16 protein-coding genes are annotated in these 16,353 nt (G+C 72.6%); 7 read left to right on the top strand and 9 right to left on the bottom strand.

Annotated features, from left to right (window positions below; translation table 11 throughout):
• The first annotated feature begins 117 nt into the window (after positions 1-117).
• Genes ACTWPV_RS27115 through ACTWPV_RS27130 form a run of 4 tightly spaced genes read left to right on the top strand, consistent with a single transcriptional unit; the run spans position 118 to position 4,231 of the window.
• The gene (locus ACTWPV_RS27115) at positions 118-1,035 is read left to right on the top strand and encodes an SDR family NAD(P)-dependent oxidoreductase (protein WP_443153934.1); all 918 of its coding nucleotides are present in this window, start codon (positions 118-120) and stop codon (positions 1,033-1,035) included.
• Positions 1,032-1,910, top strand: a complete 879-nt coding sequence (locus tag ACTWPV_RS27120; RefSeq protein WP_443153935.1) for an amidohydrolase family protein — start codon at positions 1,032-1,034, stop codon at positions 1,908-1,910. The genes ACTWPV_RS27115 and ACTWPV_RS27120 overlap by 4 nt, the downstream gene beginning before the upstream one ends.
• Positions 1,911-1,923: 13 nt before the next feature.
• A complete protein-coding gene (locus tag ACTWPV_RS27125) occupies positions 1,924-2,376 on the top strand; it encodes a MaoC family dehydratase (RefSeq protein ID WP_347643508.1) in 453 nt (150 codons plus the stop codon).
• A 19-nt stretch (positions 2,377-2,395) separates the two neighbouring features.
• On the top strand, positions 2,396-4,231 hold the full coding sequence (locus ACTWPV_RS27130) for an acyl-CoA dehydrogenase (RefSeq protein WP_443153936.1): 1,836 nt from the start codon (positions 2,396-2,398) through the stop codon (positions 4,229-4,231).
• 28 nt (positions 4,232-4,259) lie between these two features.
• Here the strand turns inward: ACTWPV_RS27130 and ACTWPV_RS27135 are convergent, their stop codons facing one another.
• From ACTWPV_RS27135 to ACTWPV_RS27150, 4 genes are read right to left on the bottom strand one after another with little or no spacing between them, the layout of a single operon-like run.
• Positions 4,260-5,435 (bottom strand): FAD-dependent oxidoreductase, encoded by a 1,176-nt coding sequence (locus tag ACTWPV_RS27135; RefSeq protein ID WP_443153937.1) that lies wholly within the window; start codon positions 5,433-5,435, stop codon positions 4,260-4,262.
• A gap of 17 nt (positions 5,436-5,452) precedes the next feature.
• A complete protein-coding gene (locus ACTWPV_RS27140; protein ID WP_443153938.1) occupies positions 5,453-6,046 on the bottom strand; it encodes a maleylpyruvate isomerase family mycothiol-dependent enzyme in 594 nt (197 codons plus the stop codon).
• The gene (locus tag ACTWPV_RS27145; protein WP_443153939.1) at positions 6,043-6,867 is read right to left on the bottom strand and encodes a fumarylacetoacetate hydrolase family protein; all 825 of its coding nucleotides are present in this window, start codon (positions 6,865-6,867) and stop codon (positions 6,043-6,045) included. Before ACTWPV_RS27145 ends, ACTWPV_RS27140 begins: the two co-directional genes overlap by 4 nt.
• Positions 6,864-7,982, bottom strand: a complete 1,119-nt coding sequence (locus ACTWPV_RS27150; protein ID WP_443153940.1) for a cupin domain-containing protein — start codon at positions 7,980-7,982, stop codon at positions 6,864-6,866. The genes ACTWPV_RS27145 and ACTWPV_RS27150 overlap by 4 nt, the downstream gene beginning before the upstream one ends.
• 81 nt (positions 7,983-8,063) lie before the next feature.
• Here ACTWPV_RS27150 and ACTWPV_RS27155 point away from each other — a divergent pair, with 81 nt between their 5' ends.
• Complete coding sequence (locus tag ACTWPV_RS27155; protein ID WP_443153941.1) at positions 8,064-8,771, top strand: IclR family transcriptional regulator; 708 nt, start codon at positions 8,064-8,066, stop codon at positions 8,769-8,771.
• Between the two features lie 18 nt (positions 8,772-8,789).
• On the opposite strand, the gene ACTWPV_RS27160 is transcribed toward ACTWPV_RS27155, so the two are convergent.
• Positions 8,790-10,280: an MFS transporter gene (locus ACTWPV_RS27160; RefSeq protein WP_443153942.1), complete on the bottom strand. Its 1,491-nt coding sequence runs from the start codon at positions 10,278-10,280 to the stop codon at positions 8,790-8,792.
• Positions 10,281-10,339: 59 nt separating this feature from the next.
• Here ACTWPV_RS27160 and ACTWPV_RS27165 point away from each other — a divergent pair, with 59 nt between their 5' ends.
• Positions 10,340-12,523: a BTAD domain-containing putative transcriptional regulator gene (locus ACTWPV_RS27165; RefSeq protein WP_443153943.1), complete on the top strand. Its 2,184-nt coding sequence runs from the start codon at positions 10,340-10,342 to the stop codon at positions 12,521-12,523.
• Here ACTWPV_RS27165 and ACTWPV_RS27170 read toward each other — a convergent pair.
• The gene (locus ACTWPV_RS27170) at positions 12,443-13,285 is read right to left on the bottom strand and encodes a LysR family transcriptional regulator (protein WP_347643499.1); all 843 of its coding nucleotides are present in this window, start codon (positions 13,283-13,285) and stop codon (positions 12,443-12,445) included. The two genes, ACTWPV_RS27165 and ACTWPV_RS27170, sit on opposite strands and share 81 nt — an antisense overlap.
• Positions 13,286-13,357: 72 nt before the next feature.
• On the opposite strand from ACTWPV_RS27170, the gene ACTWPV_RS27175 reads away from it, so the two are divergent.
• A complete protein-coding gene (locus ACTWPV_RS27175) occupies positions 13,358-14,593 on the top strand; it encodes an MFS transporter (RefSeq protein ID WP_443153944.1) in 1,236 nt (411 codons plus the stop codon).
• 455 nt (positions 14,594-15,048) lie between these two features.
• Here the strand turns inward: ACTWPV_RS27175 and ACTWPV_RS27180 are convergent, their stop codons facing one another.
• The 3 genes from ACTWPV_RS27180 to ACTWPV_RS27190 all read right to left on the bottom strand — a co-directional run.
• Positions 15,049-15,636: a Pr6Pr family membrane protein gene (locus ACTWPV_RS27180; RefSeq protein ID WP_443153945.1), complete on the bottom strand. Its 588-nt coding sequence runs from the start codon at positions 15,634-15,636 to the stop codon at positions 15,049-15,051.
• Positions 15,633-15,980, bottom strand: a complete 348-nt coding sequence (locus tag ACTWPV_RS27185) for a ribosomal maturation YjgA family protein (RefSeq protein WP_443153946.1) — start codon at positions 15,978-15,980, stop codon at positions 15,633-15,635. The genes ACTWPV_RS27180 and ACTWPV_RS27185 overlap by 4 nt, the downstream gene beginning before the upstream one ends.
• A gap of 113 nt (positions 15,981-16,093) precedes the next feature.
• Positions 16,094-16,353 (bottom strand): hypothetical protein (locus ACTWPV_RS27190; protein ID WP_443153947.1); only part of this gene is annotated, 260 nt, incomplete at its 5' end.

A 16,353-nucleotide genomic window follows, 5' to 3' on the forward strand; every position in this document is an offset into this window, starting at 1 on the left:
CGACCCTCTCGTCGAAGGTAGTCAATGATCGAGAACTTCAATCATTGACATTATCATTCATCTCCGCGTACGGTCCAGCCCAGACCCAACGAGACCAGCGACAACGGGAGCGAGCCAATGGCCGACCTGAGAGGAAAAGTGGCCGTGGTCACCGGCGCCGGACGCGGGCTGGGACTGGCCTACGCCAGGGACCTGGCGGCCGCGGGAGCGCACGTGGTGGTCAACGACATCGACGAGGCGGCGGCCGGGGCCGTGGCGGAGTCGATTATCCGGGCCGGCGGCAGCGCCGTCGCCCAGGCCGCCGCGGTCGGCACCGGCGAAGCCGCCCAGGCGCTCGTCGACCGCGCCGTCTCCGCCTTCGGGCGGCTCGACGTCATGGTCGCCAACGCCGGGGTCCTGCGCGACACGGTGTTGTGGAAGATGAGCGACGAGGACTTCGACACCGTCGTCCACGTCCACCTCCGCGGCACCTTCACCTGCGCCCGCGCGGCGGCCGTACGCATGCGGGAGCAGGGCGACGGAGGGCGCATCATCTGTGTCGGATCGCCGACCGGCCAGCGCGGCACCTTCGGCCAGACCAACTACGCCGCGGCCAAGGCCGGCATCGTCGGCATGGTCCGCACGTGGGCCATGGAACTCGCCCGGGCCGCCATCACCGTCAACGCCGTCATCCCGGTGGCCGCCACCGAGATGACCAGGACGGTGCCCTTCCTGCGTACGCACATCGAGGCGCTGGACCGGGGCGGGAAGCTCTCGCCCTTCGCGCGCCGCGCCCTCGCCCTGGGCACGCCCGAGGACGCCGCCGGCGTGGTGACGTTCCTCGCCTCCGACGCCGCGGCCGGCATCACCGGGCAGGCCATCGGCGTCGGCGGCGACCGGGTCAGCCTCTGGTCCCATCCCAGCCAGGTCGCCAGCGCGTTCGCCGACGACGGCTGGAGCGCCGACGCGCTGGCCGAGACCTGGCCGACGACCTTCGGCCCGCACGTCCAGTCCGTAGGGGAGCCGGTCCCCCAGCCCGAGGAGCAGCGCGCATGACACAGCGGATCAGGCTCGCCTCGCTCACCGCCGTGGACACGCATGTGCACGTGGAGGTGGACGACGACGGCCATCCCTCACTCGGCGGCGACCTGATGGAGGCCTCCGCGGCCTACTTCCGATCGGACCACCGCACCCCGACGGTGGACGAGATCGCCCAGACCTACCGCGAGCGCCACATGGCCGCGGTCGTCTTCACCGTCGACCACCACCGGGCCACCGGCCACCCGCCCATCAGCAACGAGTACGTGGCCGAGGCGGCGGCGCGGCACCCCGACGTGCTCATCCCCTTCGCCAGCATCGACCCCCTCCGCGGCAGAGCGGGCGTCTCCGCCGCCGCGCGCCTGGTCGGCGAGCACGGCATCCGCGGCTTCAAGTTCCACCCCAGCCTGCAGGGCTTCGACCCGACCGACCCCGCGGTCTTCCCGCTGTACGAGGCCATCGCCGCACTCGGTGTCCCGGCCGTCTTCCACACCGGCCAGACCGGGATCGGAGCCGGACTCCCCGGAGGCGGCGGCATCCGGCTCGGCCTGTCCAACCCGATGCTCCTCGACGAGGTCGCCGCCGCCTTCCCCGATCTCCAGATCGTGCTGGCGCACCCGTCGTTCCCCTGGCAGGACGAGGCCCTGGCGGTCGCCACCCACAAGTCCAACGTGTGGATCGACCTGTCGGGCTGGTCGCCCAAGTATTTCCCGCCCAACCTCGTCCGCTACGCGAACACGCTGCTGAAGGACAAGGTGCTCTTCGGCTCGGACTTCCCCCTCATCACCCCGGACCGGTGGATCGCCGACTTCGACCGGCTCGACATCAAGCCCGAGGTCCGTCCCAAGATCCTCAAGGAGAACGCGGGCCGGCTGCTCGGCCTGCCGCAGTGATCGGAGATCCTCCATGACCAGAACCGTCACCGTCGCCGAACTCCCCGGCCTGGCCGGGCAGGACCTCGGATACAGCCCGTATCGAACCGTCGACCAGAAACGCATCGACGGCTTCGCCGAATCGACGGACGACCGGCAGTGGATCCACGTCGATCCCGTCGCGGCCGCCGCCGGCCCTTTCGGCACCACCATCGCCCACGGCTACCTGACCCTGTCGCTGGTCATCCCGCTCTGGGGCGACCTGCTCGACGTCCGGGACGCCACCACCAAGGTGAACTACGGGCTCGACAAGGTCCGCTTCCCCGCCCCCGTGCCGGTGGACGCCCGGATCCGGCTGCACGCCCGGGTCGCCGAGGCCACCGGGATCGCCGGCGGCGTGCAACTCGTGCTGGACGTGACCATCCACGCCGACGGGGTGGACAAACCCGTCTGCGTGGCCCGGCCGGTCTTCCGCTACTACCGCTGACCGCCGGAAGGGCGAGCTGATGAGCCACTACCGAAGCAATGTCCGCGACATCGAGTTCAACCTGTTCGAGATGCTGGGCATCGACCGATTCCTCGGCTCCGCCCTCTTCCCCGACCTGGATCACGAGGCCTGCCGGCACGTCCTCTCGGAGGTGGCGCGGCTGGCCGAAGGGCCGCTGGCCGCCTCGTTCTCGGATGCCGACCGCAATCCTCCCGTCTTCTCCCCCGAGTCCGGCTCCGTCACGGTGCCGGACTCGCTGAAGAAGGCGTACGCGGCCTTGCGCGCCGCGGAATGGTGGCGGCTTGAGGCGCCGCCGGAGCTGGGCGGCGTGGCCGCCCCTCGCACGCTGGTCTGGGCGGTGGCCGAGTTGATCCTCGGCTCCAACCCGGCGGCCCATCTGTACGGCACCGGGGTGCCCTTCGCCGGCGTCGTCCACCGCGAGGGCACGCAGGAACAGCGCAGGATCGCCGCGCACATGATCGAGCGAGGCTGGGGCTCCACCATGGCCCTCACCGAAGCGGACGCCGGTTCGGACGTCGGCGCCGGCCGCACGAAGGCCGTGCGGCAGGACGACGGCACCTGGCACATCGAAGGGGTCAAACGCTTCATCACCTCCGGCGACCACGACCTCACCGAGAACATCGTGCACCTCGTGCTGGCCCGCCCGGAGGGGGCCACGGCGGCCGGCACGAAGGGGCTGTCGCTCTTCATCGTGCCGAAGCTCCTGTTCGACCTGCGGACCGGCGAGCCGCTCGGCCGCAACGGCGTGCAGGTGAGCAACCTCGAACGCAAGATGGGGATCAAGGCCTCCACCACCTGTGAGCTCCGGTTCGGCGAGCGGGAGCCCGCCGTCGGCTATCTGCTCGGCGACACGCACGACGGCATCGCCCAGATGTTCCACGTGATCGAGCACACCCGGATGCTGGTCGGCGTGAAGGCCGTCGCGACCTTGTCGACGGGCTACCTGCACGCGCTGGACCACGCCCGGACCCGGATGCAGTCGGCGGACCTCACCCGGCTGGGTGACAGGTCCGCCCCCCAGGTGGCCATCATCAGCCATCCTGACGTGCGCCGCAGCCTCATGCTGAACAAGGCCTACGCCGAAGGACTGCGGGCGCTGGTCCTCTACACCGCGCGCTGGCAGGACAAGGTGGCGGCCGGCGAGCACGCGGGCTCCGACGTCAGCACGGCCAGGGCGGTCAACGCGCTCCTGCTGCCGATCGTCAAGGGCGTCGGCTCGGAGCGCTCGTACGAGCAGCTCGCCCACGCCCTGCAGACCCTCGGCGGCTCCGGCTACCTCCAGGACTACCCCCTGGAGCAGTACGTGCGCGACACGAAGGTCGACACCCTGTACGAGGGCACCACCGCGATCCAGGGCCAGGACCTGTTCTTCCGAAAGATCGCGAGGGACGGCCGGCGGGCGCTCGACGCCGTCCTGACCGAGATCGGCGACTTCCTGCAATCCCTGGCCGGCGACGACCGGCTGCGGCACGAGCGTGCGGCCGTCTCGCGGGCCAGGGACGCCGTCACGGGCATGGCCGACGCGATGCTCGGCCACGCCCGGCGCAGCAGCGAGGACCCGCGCGAACGCTACAAGGCCGGCCAGAACACCACCCGCCTGCTCATGTGCGCGGGTGACCTCATGGTCGGCTACCTGCTCCTGCGGCAGGCCGACACGGCCCACCGCCGGCTGGACCAGGGTCACCTCTCCCCCGCCGACCGCGCCTTCTACCGGGGGAAGACAGCCGTCGCGCGGTTCTTCGCGCTCACCGTGCTTCCGCTGCTGGACGCCCACCGCGCCATCGTCGAGGCCACGGACAACGACCTGATGGACGTCCCGGAAGCGGCGTTCTGACCGCGAGACAGCCCCCTGGCCCGCCGCCCTACGCGCGCACGGCGTACAGATCGTCGATGTGGGTGTAGTCGCGGGGGTCACGGCGGCGGAACAGCTCGTTGCGCAGCAGCCTGCCGACGCCGTCCACATGCCACATCTCACCCCACGTCCTGGCCGTCTCCTGGATCCAGGCGGTGCGCGCGGTCCGCGCGGCCTCGTAGCGTTGGAGCGCCTCCGTCCAGCGGTCCCGTCCGGCATCGGCCAGCTCGGCGGTCAGGTGGTGGGCGTCCTCGATCGCCTGGCAGGCGCCCTGAGCCAGATACTGCAGCATGGGATGGGCCGCGTCCCCGGTCAGCACGACGCGGCCGTCCGTCCAGTTGGCGATCGGCAGCCGGTCGTACATCGGCCAGCGCCGGTCGCGCCACAACGACGTCAAACCCTCGCGAACGCCGGGAGAGCAGCGCGCGAAGGCCGCGTCCAGCTCCTCGGGCCCGCCCCAGTCCCTTTCTCCCCGCTCGTAGGCGGGAGAGCGGAAGACGGCGACGGTGTTGAAGATCTCGCCCCGGCGCAGCGGGTACTGGACGAGGTGGCAGCCGGGTCCGACGTGCACGACCACGTCGGAGGCCGTCTCGGGATCCAGCTCGCGGCCGAGCCGTTCGACCGGGATGGCGCCGCGGTAGGCGACGTAACCCGAGCAGACAGGCCGGTCGTCGCTGAAGCGCGCCCGCAGCCGCGAGTGCAGCCCGTCGGCCACGATCACCAGGCGTGCCCGGTGCCGGCCGAGGGAACTGCGGACCACGGCCGCGTCCGGCCCGTCCACGACGTCGTGGACCTCACAACCCGGCACCATCTCGACCCCGGCGCGCTCGCAGGCGCGGGCCAGGATGTCGAGCAGGTCGCTGCGGTGGATGACGACGTACGGCGCGTGGTAGCGGCCGGTGAAGTCCTCGTCCAGAACGAGGTGGGTCAGTGCGGAGCCGTCGAGGGCGTCCTTGAACTGCAGCCTCCGGGGTGTCACCCCGGCCGCCAGCACCTCGTCGAGGAGGCCCCACCCGGCGAGGACGCGGGTGGCGTTGGGCGCCATCTGCAGGCCCGCGCCGACCTCGGCGAACTCGGCCGCCCGTTCCATGACCCGGACCGTGAACCCGGCCGACGCCAGGGCGAAGGCGTTGGCGAGCCCGCCGATGCCGCCTCCGGCCACCACGACGTCCGTGGGAGCGTCCATCGTTTCCTTCCCTTCGTCTACAGCCACGGCCCGAGAGCGGGCGGCTGCGCGTTCCTGCCGGTCAGCCAGGCCGCCAGGCCGGCGGCCGCCTCGCCGCTCCTGCGGGCGTGCGTGTCCAGGGCGTCCGCCACCAGCGCGGCGTTGACCTCTTCCGGCAGGTCGGCGAAGCCGACGCCGTGGTCCAGGTCCACGGCGTGCACGGTGACCTCGCGGGTGCGCATCCAGACGATCTCGGCCGCCGGGACGATGCGGCCCCTGGCCGTCACCACGAGGGCGTTCCACGCCTGCTCGGGCAGCCGGTCCATGTCGGCGGCCAGGTCGTGCGCCGACTGCGCGACCAGTGCGCGCAGGGTGCGGGCGGGCAACGTCGAGGCGGACTCGATCTCCTCGGCCCGCTGACGGGCGCCGGCGTACATGCGCCGTTCGACGCCGGTGGCGGCCCAGCTCAGCAACCGGCGCAGCGCCTCGGCGTTGCCGTGGACGTGGGCGACGACGTGCCGCCGGTTCCAGCCGGGCAACGCCGACGGCTCCGAGAGCTGGGCGTCGTCGAGGCGATCAACGGTGCCCAGGAACATCTCGGTGCCCAGGTCCATCCATGCGCGCGAGCTCATGCCGTCCTCGCGGTGTTCTCCAGGCGGCCGACGCCCTCGACCTCCGTCACCAGGGTGACGCCGTCGCTCAGGTAGCGCGCGGGCGTGCGGGCGTGGCCGACCCCGCCGGGGGTGCCCGTGGCGATGACGTCGCCAGGGCGCAGGGTCACGATCGTGGAGGCGTATCGGACCAGGTCCACGGGTCCGAAGACCAGGTCGGCGGTGTCGGCCAGCTGCATCCGCTCGCCGTCCACGAGGCAGCGGATCGGCAGCGCAGGGCGCACGCCGCCAGGCAGCTCGTCGGGTGTGACCAGCACGGGGCCGAGCGGCGTGGTGCCCTCGAACGTCTTGCCCTGCAACCACTCCTTGGTGCGGAACTGCCAGTCGCGCATGGTGACGTCGTTCATGACGGTGAACCCGGCGATGGCGGCCGCCGCCTCCTCCGGCGAAGCCCGGCGCACCGTGGCGCCGATCACGAGGGCCAGCTCGGCCTCCCAGTCGACGGCCGAGGACTCCGGCGCGAGCTGGATGTCGTCGCGCGGGCCGATCAGGGCCTCGGCGAACTTGGCGAACAACGTGGGATGGTCCGGCAGCTCCCGGCCCATCTCCAGGATGTGCGTACGGTAGTTGAGCCCGACGCACAGGATCTTGCCCGGCCGCGGGACGACGGGCGCGAGGTCGTCGTCCCGCAGGACCGGCCCGTCGGCACGGGCGGCCAGCTCGGGCCAGTCGTCTTTGGCCAGCAGGGCTCCCACGTCGGGCAGCCCGAGATCCACGTACCCGTCGCCGGTGAGCTTGGCCGCGCGGGTGCCCCCGGCGGTGCGGACGGTGGCGAGTCTCATGGCCGGCCCCCCTCGGTCTGGACGCGGTGCAGGTGCAGCCGCTCGAAGATCGGTGTGTCGCTGAACCTGAACAGGTCCAGGCCGTGCTCGGTGGTCAGCGTCAGCGGCTGCCACGACGGCACCACGAACAGGTCGCCGCGCTCGACGCGCCAGGTGTGCTCGGCCACGGCGATCTCGCCTGTGCCCTCGAACACCTGGTAGACCGACGATCCGGCCTCTCGTGTGGCGGCGGTGGCGGTGCCCGGCGCGAGCCGGTGGAAGTCGGTGCGCAGCGTCGGCATGACGTCGCCGCCCGTGGCCGGGTTGACGTAGCGTACGGCGGCGTGGCCGGGCTCGATCGTGGCCCGGCAGCCCTCGGCCTCCAGGGCGAGCTGCTCGTTCAGCGCGCGGTCGGTGTGCTCCCAGCGATAGGCCAGCAACGGGGTGGCGGGCGCCGGCTGGAGGTGCGTGAGGGGCCGCAGCCCGGGGTGCCCCCACAGGCGCTCGGAGCGGGAGCGGTCGGGCGCCTCGCGGGTCTCCACCTCGTCGGGGCCGAACTCGAAGAACGTCGCTTCCGCGAAATGCTGGAACGGGATGTCCAAGCCGTCGATCCAGGCCATCGGCCGGTCGGTGACGTTGTGGTGGCCGTGCCAGTGCCAGCCGGCCTGGGGCAGGAAGTCTCCGCGGCGCATCGCGACCGGGTCGCCGTCCACCACCGTCCAGACGCCCTCGCCTTCCACGACGAAGCGGAAGGCGTTCTGAGTGTGCCGGTGCACGGGGGCGTCCTCGCCCGGGTTGAGGTACTGGATCGCCGCCCACAGCGTCGGGGTGGCGAACGGCCGGCCGCCGAGCCCGGGGTTGGCCAGCGCGATGGCCCGTCGCTCGCCGCCGCGGCCCACCGGCACCAGCTCGCCCGCCTGCTCGGCCATCGGCAACAGCCGGTTCCACCGCCACAGGTGCGGCACGGCCCTCGATCGGGGGGAAAGCGGCATCAGGTCACCGATCTGCGTCCACAGCGGGATCAGCAGCTCCGACTCGAAGCCGCGGTACAGGGCCTCCAGCGCCGGTGTGCGCTCGGGCTGGTCCTCGGCGTCGGTCGCGACGATGGGCACCGCCGGTGGATCAATGGTGGTCATGAAACCACCCTGCACTATTTTCCGTTCTCCAGATAAACTCTTTCTGCCATGAGGAATAAGCCGCCATACGCGCTCTCATCCGTGGACCACGCGCTCCACCTCGCCGCGCTGCTGCAGCAGGAAGGCCCCATGCGGGTGACCGACGCCGCGGAACGGCTCGGCGTGGCGGTCTCCACCGCCCACCGGCTCCTGGCCATGCTGGTCTACCGGGACTTCGCCGAGCAGGGGCCCGACCGGCGCTACCGGCCTGGCAAGGTGCTGCGCCCGGCCGCCGCCTCCGCGGCGCCCGTCGCCCTGCTGCGCGAGATCTGCCAGCCGGAGCTGCGCGCCCTGGTGGAACGGACCCAGGAGTCGGCCAACCTCATGGTCCCCGCAGGCACGGAGGTGCGCTTCATCTCCACCGTGGAGTCCCCGCAGATCCTGCGGGTGGGCGATCGGGTGGGGCGCTCGCTGCCGGCGCACCGCGTGTCGGGCGGCAGGACGATCCTGGCCGCGCTGCCCGAGGAGCAACTGGACGCCCTCTACAGCGAGGACGACAGCGTCGACCTTCCCCGCCTGCGCCGCGAGCTGGCACTGGTGCGCGAGCGCGGCTTCGCCATCAACGACCAGCTCACCGAGACCGGTCTGACGGCCGTCGGCATGGCCATCAAGGACGCGGACGGTCTGCCCGTGGCCGCGCTGTCGCTCGCCCTGCCGACCGCCCGCTTCGACCGCGAACGGCTGCCGGGCTGGGTCGGCGCGCTGTCTTCGGCCGTGGCCAAGGTCGAGGCGGCCCTGCCCGCCCGGTGACCGGCCCGACCCTGCTGGCTAGTGACGGCCGTCCTGGCCGATCGGGCGGAGGTGGCGGAGCAGCGTCAGGGAGACCACGGCCAGGCCGAGTGCCAGCACCGCGCTGATGGCCGCGACGACGAACAAGCCTTGGGCGAAGGCGGCCCGGGCCTCCGCCACGAGAGCCGCGGCCGGCCCCGGCGGCAGGCCCGCGGCGGCGTCGAGCGCCTCATTGAGCGAGGAGCCCGCCTGCGGCAAGGTGACCCGGCTGCCGTAGACGGCCGTGCCGACGCTGCCGAGCAGCGCGACGCCGAGGGCGATCCCCAGTTCGCCGCCGCTCTCCGCCAGGGCGGAGGCGGACCCGGCCCGCTCCCGCGGCGCGGACCCGACGATGAGGTCGAGTCCCAGCGCGCCGACGGGAGCCATGCCGAGGAAGGCGACCGTGACGCCGGCGACCAGCGTGAGGAGGCCGTCGCCCGCCACCACCACGGCGAATCCGGCGGCCGCCGCCACCAGCCCCACCCCCACGACCGTCCCCGGCCGGAACGCCCCGGCGATGACAGGGGCGGCGAGCGAACCGCCCACCAGCCCCAGAGCGGGGACGGCCATCCAGAGCCCGGCCGCCATGGGCGAGAGTCCTTCGACGAGTTGCAGGTGCTGGCTGACGAACAGGTAGACGCCGCCCTGGATCACCATGGAGAGCGCGAGGATGAGCAGGGCCGCCCTGAACGAGCGGTCGGCGAACAGGCCCGTGTCCATCAGCGGCTCGGCCAGCCGGCGCTGCCGCCGCACGAACGCCACGCCGGACACGAGGCCGGCCGCGAGCACGGCGTAGGCCATCGTCTGGGCGGGGTCGTTGGCCAGCTCCTTCAGGCCGTGGACGACCGGCAGGATCGTGGCCAGCGACAGCGCGACGCTGGCCAGGTCGAGCCGGCCGGAGCCCTCGGGCGCGGTCTCCGGCAGCAGGATCAGGCCGCCCGCCACGACCAGGACCATGATGGGAACTCCCATCAGGAACACCGATCCCCACCAGAAGGTCTCCAGCAGCGAGCCGGCGATCACCGGCCCGGCCGCGGCCCCGCCCATGAAGCAGGCGGTGAACACGCCGATGGCCATGGCCCGCTGCCTGGCCTCGGTGAACAACCCCGTCACCAGCGCCAGGGCCGACGGCCCCATGGCCGCGCCCGCGACGCCCAGCAGCACGCGCGCGGCGATCAGCATCGTCGTGGAGGTGGAGTAGGCGGCCAGGGCGGAGACGGCGCCGAACACGACCGCGCCGATCAACAGCAGCTTCCGCCGGCCGATCCGGTCGCCGAGCCACCCCATGGTGATCATGAAACCGGCGATCATGAAGCCGTACACGTCGGTGATCCACAGCAGCTCGGTGGCGCTGGGACCCAGGTCGGCGGCCAGATGAGGAAGGGCGAGCACAAGAACCGTGTTGTCCACGGCGAGCAAGAGCGTGGCCAGGGCGAGGACGGACAGTCCGAGCCAGGCGCGCGCCCCGGCGCGGGCAGCGGTGATCGTCATGTGTTCAGCCTCGGGGACAGGCGTTATGGTTTGTTTCTGGCCTGTTTAGGGTGAGGTTCATGCACTTCGCCGTACTTGGCCCGCTCGAGGTGATCGCAGCTGACGGCTGCTCGGTCAGGGTTCCCGAGCGCAAGGTGCGGGCGCTGCTGGCCGGTCTGCTCGCCCACAACGGGCGGGTCGTGCCGGCGGAACGGCTGATCGAGAGCCTGTGGGGTCCGGAGCCGCCGGGCAAGCCGCTGGGCGCGCTGCGCGCCAAGGTGTCGCAGCTGCGCCGGGCGCTCGACGAGGCGGAGCCGGGAGCCCGGGAGCTGGTCGTCACCCGGCCGACCGGCTTCTCGATCGACGGCGACACCGACGTGCGCCGCTTCCAGGAAGCGGCCGGCCGTGCCCGGTCCTCCGACGATCCGGGCGAGCGGGCCGCGCTGCTGGCCGAGGCGCTGGAGTGGTGGCGCGGCCCGGCCTACGCCGACTTCGACGACCTGCCCGGCGAACCGCTCGTCCGCGGGGCCGCGGATCTGCTGGAGGAGCAGCGGCTTGCCGTACTCGAAGACTATGCGGAGGTACGGCTGGCACTCGGCCAGGACGCTTCGCTGGTCGGCGAGCTGGCCGGGCTGGCCGCGCAGCACCCGCTGAGGGAACGCTTCCACGGGCTGCTGATGCGCGCCCTCTACCGCTCCGAACGGCAGGCCGAAGCGCTGAAGGTCTACCAGGCGCTCCGCGAGCGCATGCGCGACGAGCTGGGCCTCGACCCGGGCCCCGAGCTCGCCGCGCTGCACCAGGCGATCCTGGAGCAGCGGCCCGGCCTGCGCCGCCCGCCGGTCCCTCCGGCTCCCGCGCCCGGCCGGCTGCCCGAGCCGCTCACCGGCCTCGTGGGCCGGGACGAGGCGCTGGCCGAGCTGGTCACCCTGCCCGGCACGGCCCGGCTCGTGACGCTCACCGGCACCGCCGGGGTGGGCAAGAGCCGCCTGGCGCTGGAGGCCGCCCGGCGGCTGGCCGGCGACTTCCCCGACGGCGTGTACTGGGTGGATCTGCTGGCTGTGGCATCGGACGTGGCCGAGGCGATCGAGGCGGCGCTCGGCCTGCGCGACAACGGCGGGGCTGGCCTCCCGGGCGAGCGGATCGCGTCCGCCTTCGGCAGCCGCCGGGCGCTGCTGGTCCTCGACAACTGCGAGCACGTGGTCGAGCCGGTGGCCAAGCTCGCCGAGCTGCTGCTGCGCGCCGGCTCCGGACCCCGGGTCGTCGCCACCAGCAGGGAGCCGCTCGGCGTGGCAGGCGAGGTCGTGCGGGAGGTCGCACCGCTGGACGCCGCCGCCGCGGCGCTGCTGTTCTCCGCCCGTGCCGCCGACGCGGGGCGGGGTCCGGCGGTGTCGGCCGCGGACGCCGCCGCCGTCGAGGTGATCTGCCGCCGCCTCGACGGCATCCCGCTGGCGCTGGAGCTGGCCGCGGCCCGGGTGCCGGCGCTGGGGGTGAAGGCCCTGGCCGAGCGGCTCGACGACCGGTTCCCTCTGCTGTCGGCCGGACGCCGGGCCGGCCCCGCGCACCAGCGCACTCTCAAGGCGGCGATCGACTGGAGCTGGGAACTGCTGACCGAGCCGGAGCGCGTCGTCCTCCGCCGCCTGTCCGTGCAGATCGGAGGGTGCACGCTGGGCGCGGCGGAACGGGTCTGCGCGGTGCCCCTGCCCGTCCCCGGCGGTCCGCCCGGCGACGCCGCGCCGGCAACGCGGGCCGTCCTCGGTCCTGACATCGACCCGGCCGACGTCGCCGGCCTTCTGGCCCGCCTGGTGGACCGCTCCCTCGTCGTGCGGTCGGAGGGCAGGTACCGGCTGCTGGAGTCCGTGGCGATCTACGCGCTGGAGCGGCTGCGCGAGGCCGGCGAGCACGACCTCGTCCTGCGGTGGTACGCCACCTACTACACGCAGCTCGCCGAGTGCGCCGAGTCGTACCAGGCCGGGCCCGCGCGACACCGCTGGATACGGCGGCTGGACGCCGAGACCGCCAACCTGCACGGAGCGCTGGAGGCGGCCGTGCGGCTGGGTGACACGCGGCTGGCCACGCGGCTCACCGGCTCGCTCGGCTGGTACCGGGCTCAGGCCGGCCGCGCCTGGGCGGGGCCGTCGGAGGCGGGGCCGTCGCATGGTGGCCGGCCCGGGGAGGCGGGCGGGTCAGATCATCCGCCGCAGGGCGGTCTCCACGGCGTCGACGAGCGCATCGCCTTCGGTACGGGGGTGGCGGGCGAGGCCTAGTTCGACGTCCGGCAGGGCGGGCAGCGCGGCCGGGTCGTGGCAGGCCATGGCCGGCTCCAGGTTGGCCGGCAGGACCGCCGCGACGCCGAGCCCGGCCCGTAGCGCCGCGAGCACTCCGGCGAGGCTGTTGCTCTCGAACGCCACCCGCCAGGGACGCCCCAAGCCCTCCATCGCCTCCAGCACCGACGTCCGCCAGGCGCACGTGTTGGAGAACAGCACCACCGGCAGCGGATCGGCGTCGACGGCGACGCCCTGCCCGACCGCCCAGACCAGCGGCAGGCGCACCGTCCAGCGCGGCGGCCAGGGAAGGTCGGGAACCTCGTCGAGCACGAGTTGCACCCGGCCCGTGTCGTACGCCTCCCGCATCGCCGCCGTGGAGAGGCTGAGCACCTCCAGCGTCGCGTCGGGGTGCAGCCGAGCGAGGTCGGCGAGTGCCTGAGGAAGGCGGCCGGCGGTGAGATCTTCGTGGAGCCCCACCCCGCAGTGCCCGGTGAGCGCGCGTCCCGTCTCGGCGAGCGCCTGAGCCGACAGCGCGAGGATGCGCTCGGCGTAGGGCAGGAGCTCCTCGCCCACCCGGGTCGGCGAGACTCCGGACGGCGCCCGGTGCAGCAGCGGACTGCCGACAGCCCTTTCGAGCTTGCGCAACTGCTGGCTGAGCCCGGGCTGTGTGCGGCCGAGCGCCGCCGCCGCACGGCTGATGCTGCCCGCGCGTACGGTGGTGACGAACGAGCGCAGCAGCGCGGTCTCCAGATCAGGCGCCATAAGCATTCATTATGCCTGGTCCAACAGATTGACGGCTTCCTATGGCCTGCCGGGTGACCTACCGTCGCAACGGTGACCAGATTCCGGCAGGTGCTCGCGGTGCCGGGCATGACGCCGCTGCTGAGCATCTCCCTGCTCGCCCGCACCGCGATCACGGCTGACGCGATGGCACTGACGATGTACGTCGTCATCGCCCTCGACCTCAGTTACGCGGCGGCCGGAGCCGTGGTGGCGGCGCTCACCGCCGGGGTCGCGCTGGGCGGGCCGCTGGTGGGCAGGGCGATCGACCGGCGGGGCCTGCGTACCGTGCTGGTGGTCACGATCGCGGCCCAGCTGGTGTTCTGGGCGACCGTTCCCGTGCTGCCGTACGTGATCCTGCTGGGCGCCTCCTTCGCCGCCGGCCTGCTGATGGTGCCGATCCAGTCGGTCACCAGGCAGGCGATCGCCGCGATGACGGCGGCGGAGCAGCGGCGGCCGGCGTACGCGCTGGAGTCGGTGGTCGGCGAGCTGTCGTACATGGTCGGGCCGGCGGTGGTGATCGTGTGCGCGGCGGAGACGTCGCCCGGCGTGGTGGCGTGGGGCGTGGGCGCCGCGATCGTCGCCGGCGGGGCCGTGATCGCCCTGCTCGACCCGCCGCTGCGAACAGAGGACGAGACGGCCGGCGAGGCGGCGGGCCGGCCCCGGCGGCGGGAGTGGCTCGGAGCCCGCATGGTCGCCGTCCTGACGATGGGATTCGGCGTCGCGATGTTGCTCAGCGGCGTCGACCTGGCCATAGTCGCCACTCTGCGAGAAGCCGGTCAGGTCTCGTGGGCGGCCGTGGTCATCGCCGTGTTCGGGGTGACGTCCGTCGTGGGCGGTCTGGTCTACGGAGCGCTGCCCCGGCCGATGCCCACCTGGCTGCTGCTCGGCCTCCTCGGGCTGGCGACGATCCCGGCCGGGCTCGCCCATGACTGGCCCTGGTTGTGCGTGGCCGTCATCGGCGCCGGGCTGCTCACCGCACCGACTCTCTCCACGGTCGCCGACGCGGTGAGCCGGCTGGCGCCCGCCGGCGTGCGAGGCGAGGCGACCGGCCTGCACTCCTCGGCGGCGAGCGCGGGGTTCGCGCTCGGTTCACCGGTCGTGGGAGTGGCGATCGACGCGTCCGTGCCGGCGGGCGGCTTCGCCGCGGCCGGCCTGGCCGGCCTGCTCGCCGCGCTGGTGGGATACCTGCTCCTGCGCCGCTCATCCACCACCACCCCCTCTCCGCCGTCTCCACCGCCCTCGTCACAGGCGCCAGGGCCCTGCGACGCCGTCGCGCCGGCCCCGTGAACCGCATCGCCGGCACGAAACCCGACGCCGGCCAGCTGGTCAAACGTTGGTCCGGGCTCGCGGGCACGATGTGGGGCCGGCTCTCCGCCGGCTCCTGGACCAGCGAGCTTCCCGGTCATGCCGACCTCCGTCCGCGCGGTCGCGTGGTCCTTCTCCTCCATGCCGTCAGGCGCAAGCTCGCGTCGGGGCTTCTGGTCGGGCTCGCGCCCAGCCTCCTGGCCGGGCTCGCGTTCGGGGTCGCGTCCATGCTCGTTCTCGGGCCCGTGGGCGGGCTGGTGATGGGGCTCCTGATCGGGCTTCCGAGCGGGGTCGCATTCGGGCTCGCGCGAGGGCTCATGGCCTGGGCCGAGCAATCCGCTCCGACGTCCTTCAGCACTCCCACCTCCAGCTGGCGATCCGACCGGACCCTCACCCTCCTGCGAGGGATTCTGGTCGGGTTCGCCGGCGCGCGCGGGTCAATCGTCCGCCGGTTCGTGCGTGACCCGGCGAATGCCGAGCAGAACGTAGCCCAGCGTCACGAAGACGGCCAGCGCGGCCAGGGCCGCCGAGGCGACCGTCGGCCAGCCCAGTCGCTCCACGTCCAGGAACGGGTAGACGTAGCGGCGGGGGAGGTTGGGGGCGGCGAGCAGCACGAAGGCGCCGTACAGGAGCGGGAAGCCCAGCCACGCGAACGGCGCCGACCAGCGCGACCGGCGCGACCGGTCAAAAGCGACCCAGTCGACCAGCGCCATGACGGGCGTCACGTAGTGCAGCAGGAAGTTGCCCAGCCCGCGCACGCCGCCGTCCAGCAGCGCCAGCGGGTTTGCCAGGTCGCGCGAGACGTAGTTGACCAGGCAGGTGACCAGAAGGTACAGGGTCACCGCGCCTTTGACGTCGGCGGAGGCCGGCCTCCTGCGGTCGTTGACCAGCCGCCAGGCGTAGTAGAGCGCGAGCATGACGTTGGTCTGCACCGTGAAATAGGCCCACGGGCGGCCGACCGACGCCGCCAGGCTCGCCAGGCCCGCGATGGCGGCCGTGACCAGCAGGATGCGCCACGCCGTCATCCGGTCCTCCTCAGCCAGAGCGTGTGCGCGGCCCAGGCCGCCGCGGCGCCGACCGCGTACCAGAAGAGGTCGGGGGGGTTGAACGTGCTGCCCAGCAGCGGCCGCAGCACGGCCGGGATCTCCCCGAGCTGGGCGAACTCGATCAGCCAGCTCGCGCCGGTCGACACCCCCGCCGCCACCCAGGGCTTCACTCTGGGAAGGGCCAGCGTCACGAGCGTGTAGATCAGCACGGTGTAGAGGGCGTCGCCGGCGTACTTCGGCACGGGGCCGTCGAACAGGGCCCGCACCCCCAACCCGGCCGCGACCGTCACGACGGCTGCGCCGAGAACCAGCAGGCGGGGCATCCGATCACATTAGCGCCGAAAGCACCTACGGGGCATCCACGTTCAGCTCGCGCGACGGGCGTCGCCCCGTCGATCCCGTCGAGCAGGCGCTCCGGCATGGGGACTCCGCGGGATCAACGCAGATGCCTGACGGAGTCCCAGCCCGAGCCGATCTGGTAGCCGTTGCCGAAAGGCGCCTTCGGCGACACCCTGAAGTTGTTACCGAAATACTGCAACGACCCATCCGACTTCACCGCAAGAACGTCGGCGAACCCATCACCGTTGACATCAGCAGAGCTGACGTGCTTCATCCCGGCCCACCCCGAACCCACCTGATAACCGTTGCCGAAAGGCGCCTTCGGCGACACCCTAAAGTTGTTACCGAAATACTGCA

It is taken from the genome of Nonomuraea sp. KM88 (assembly GCF_052245635.1).
GTDB lineage: Bacteria > Actinomycetota > Actinomycetes > Streptosporangiales > Streptosporangiaceae > Nonomuraea.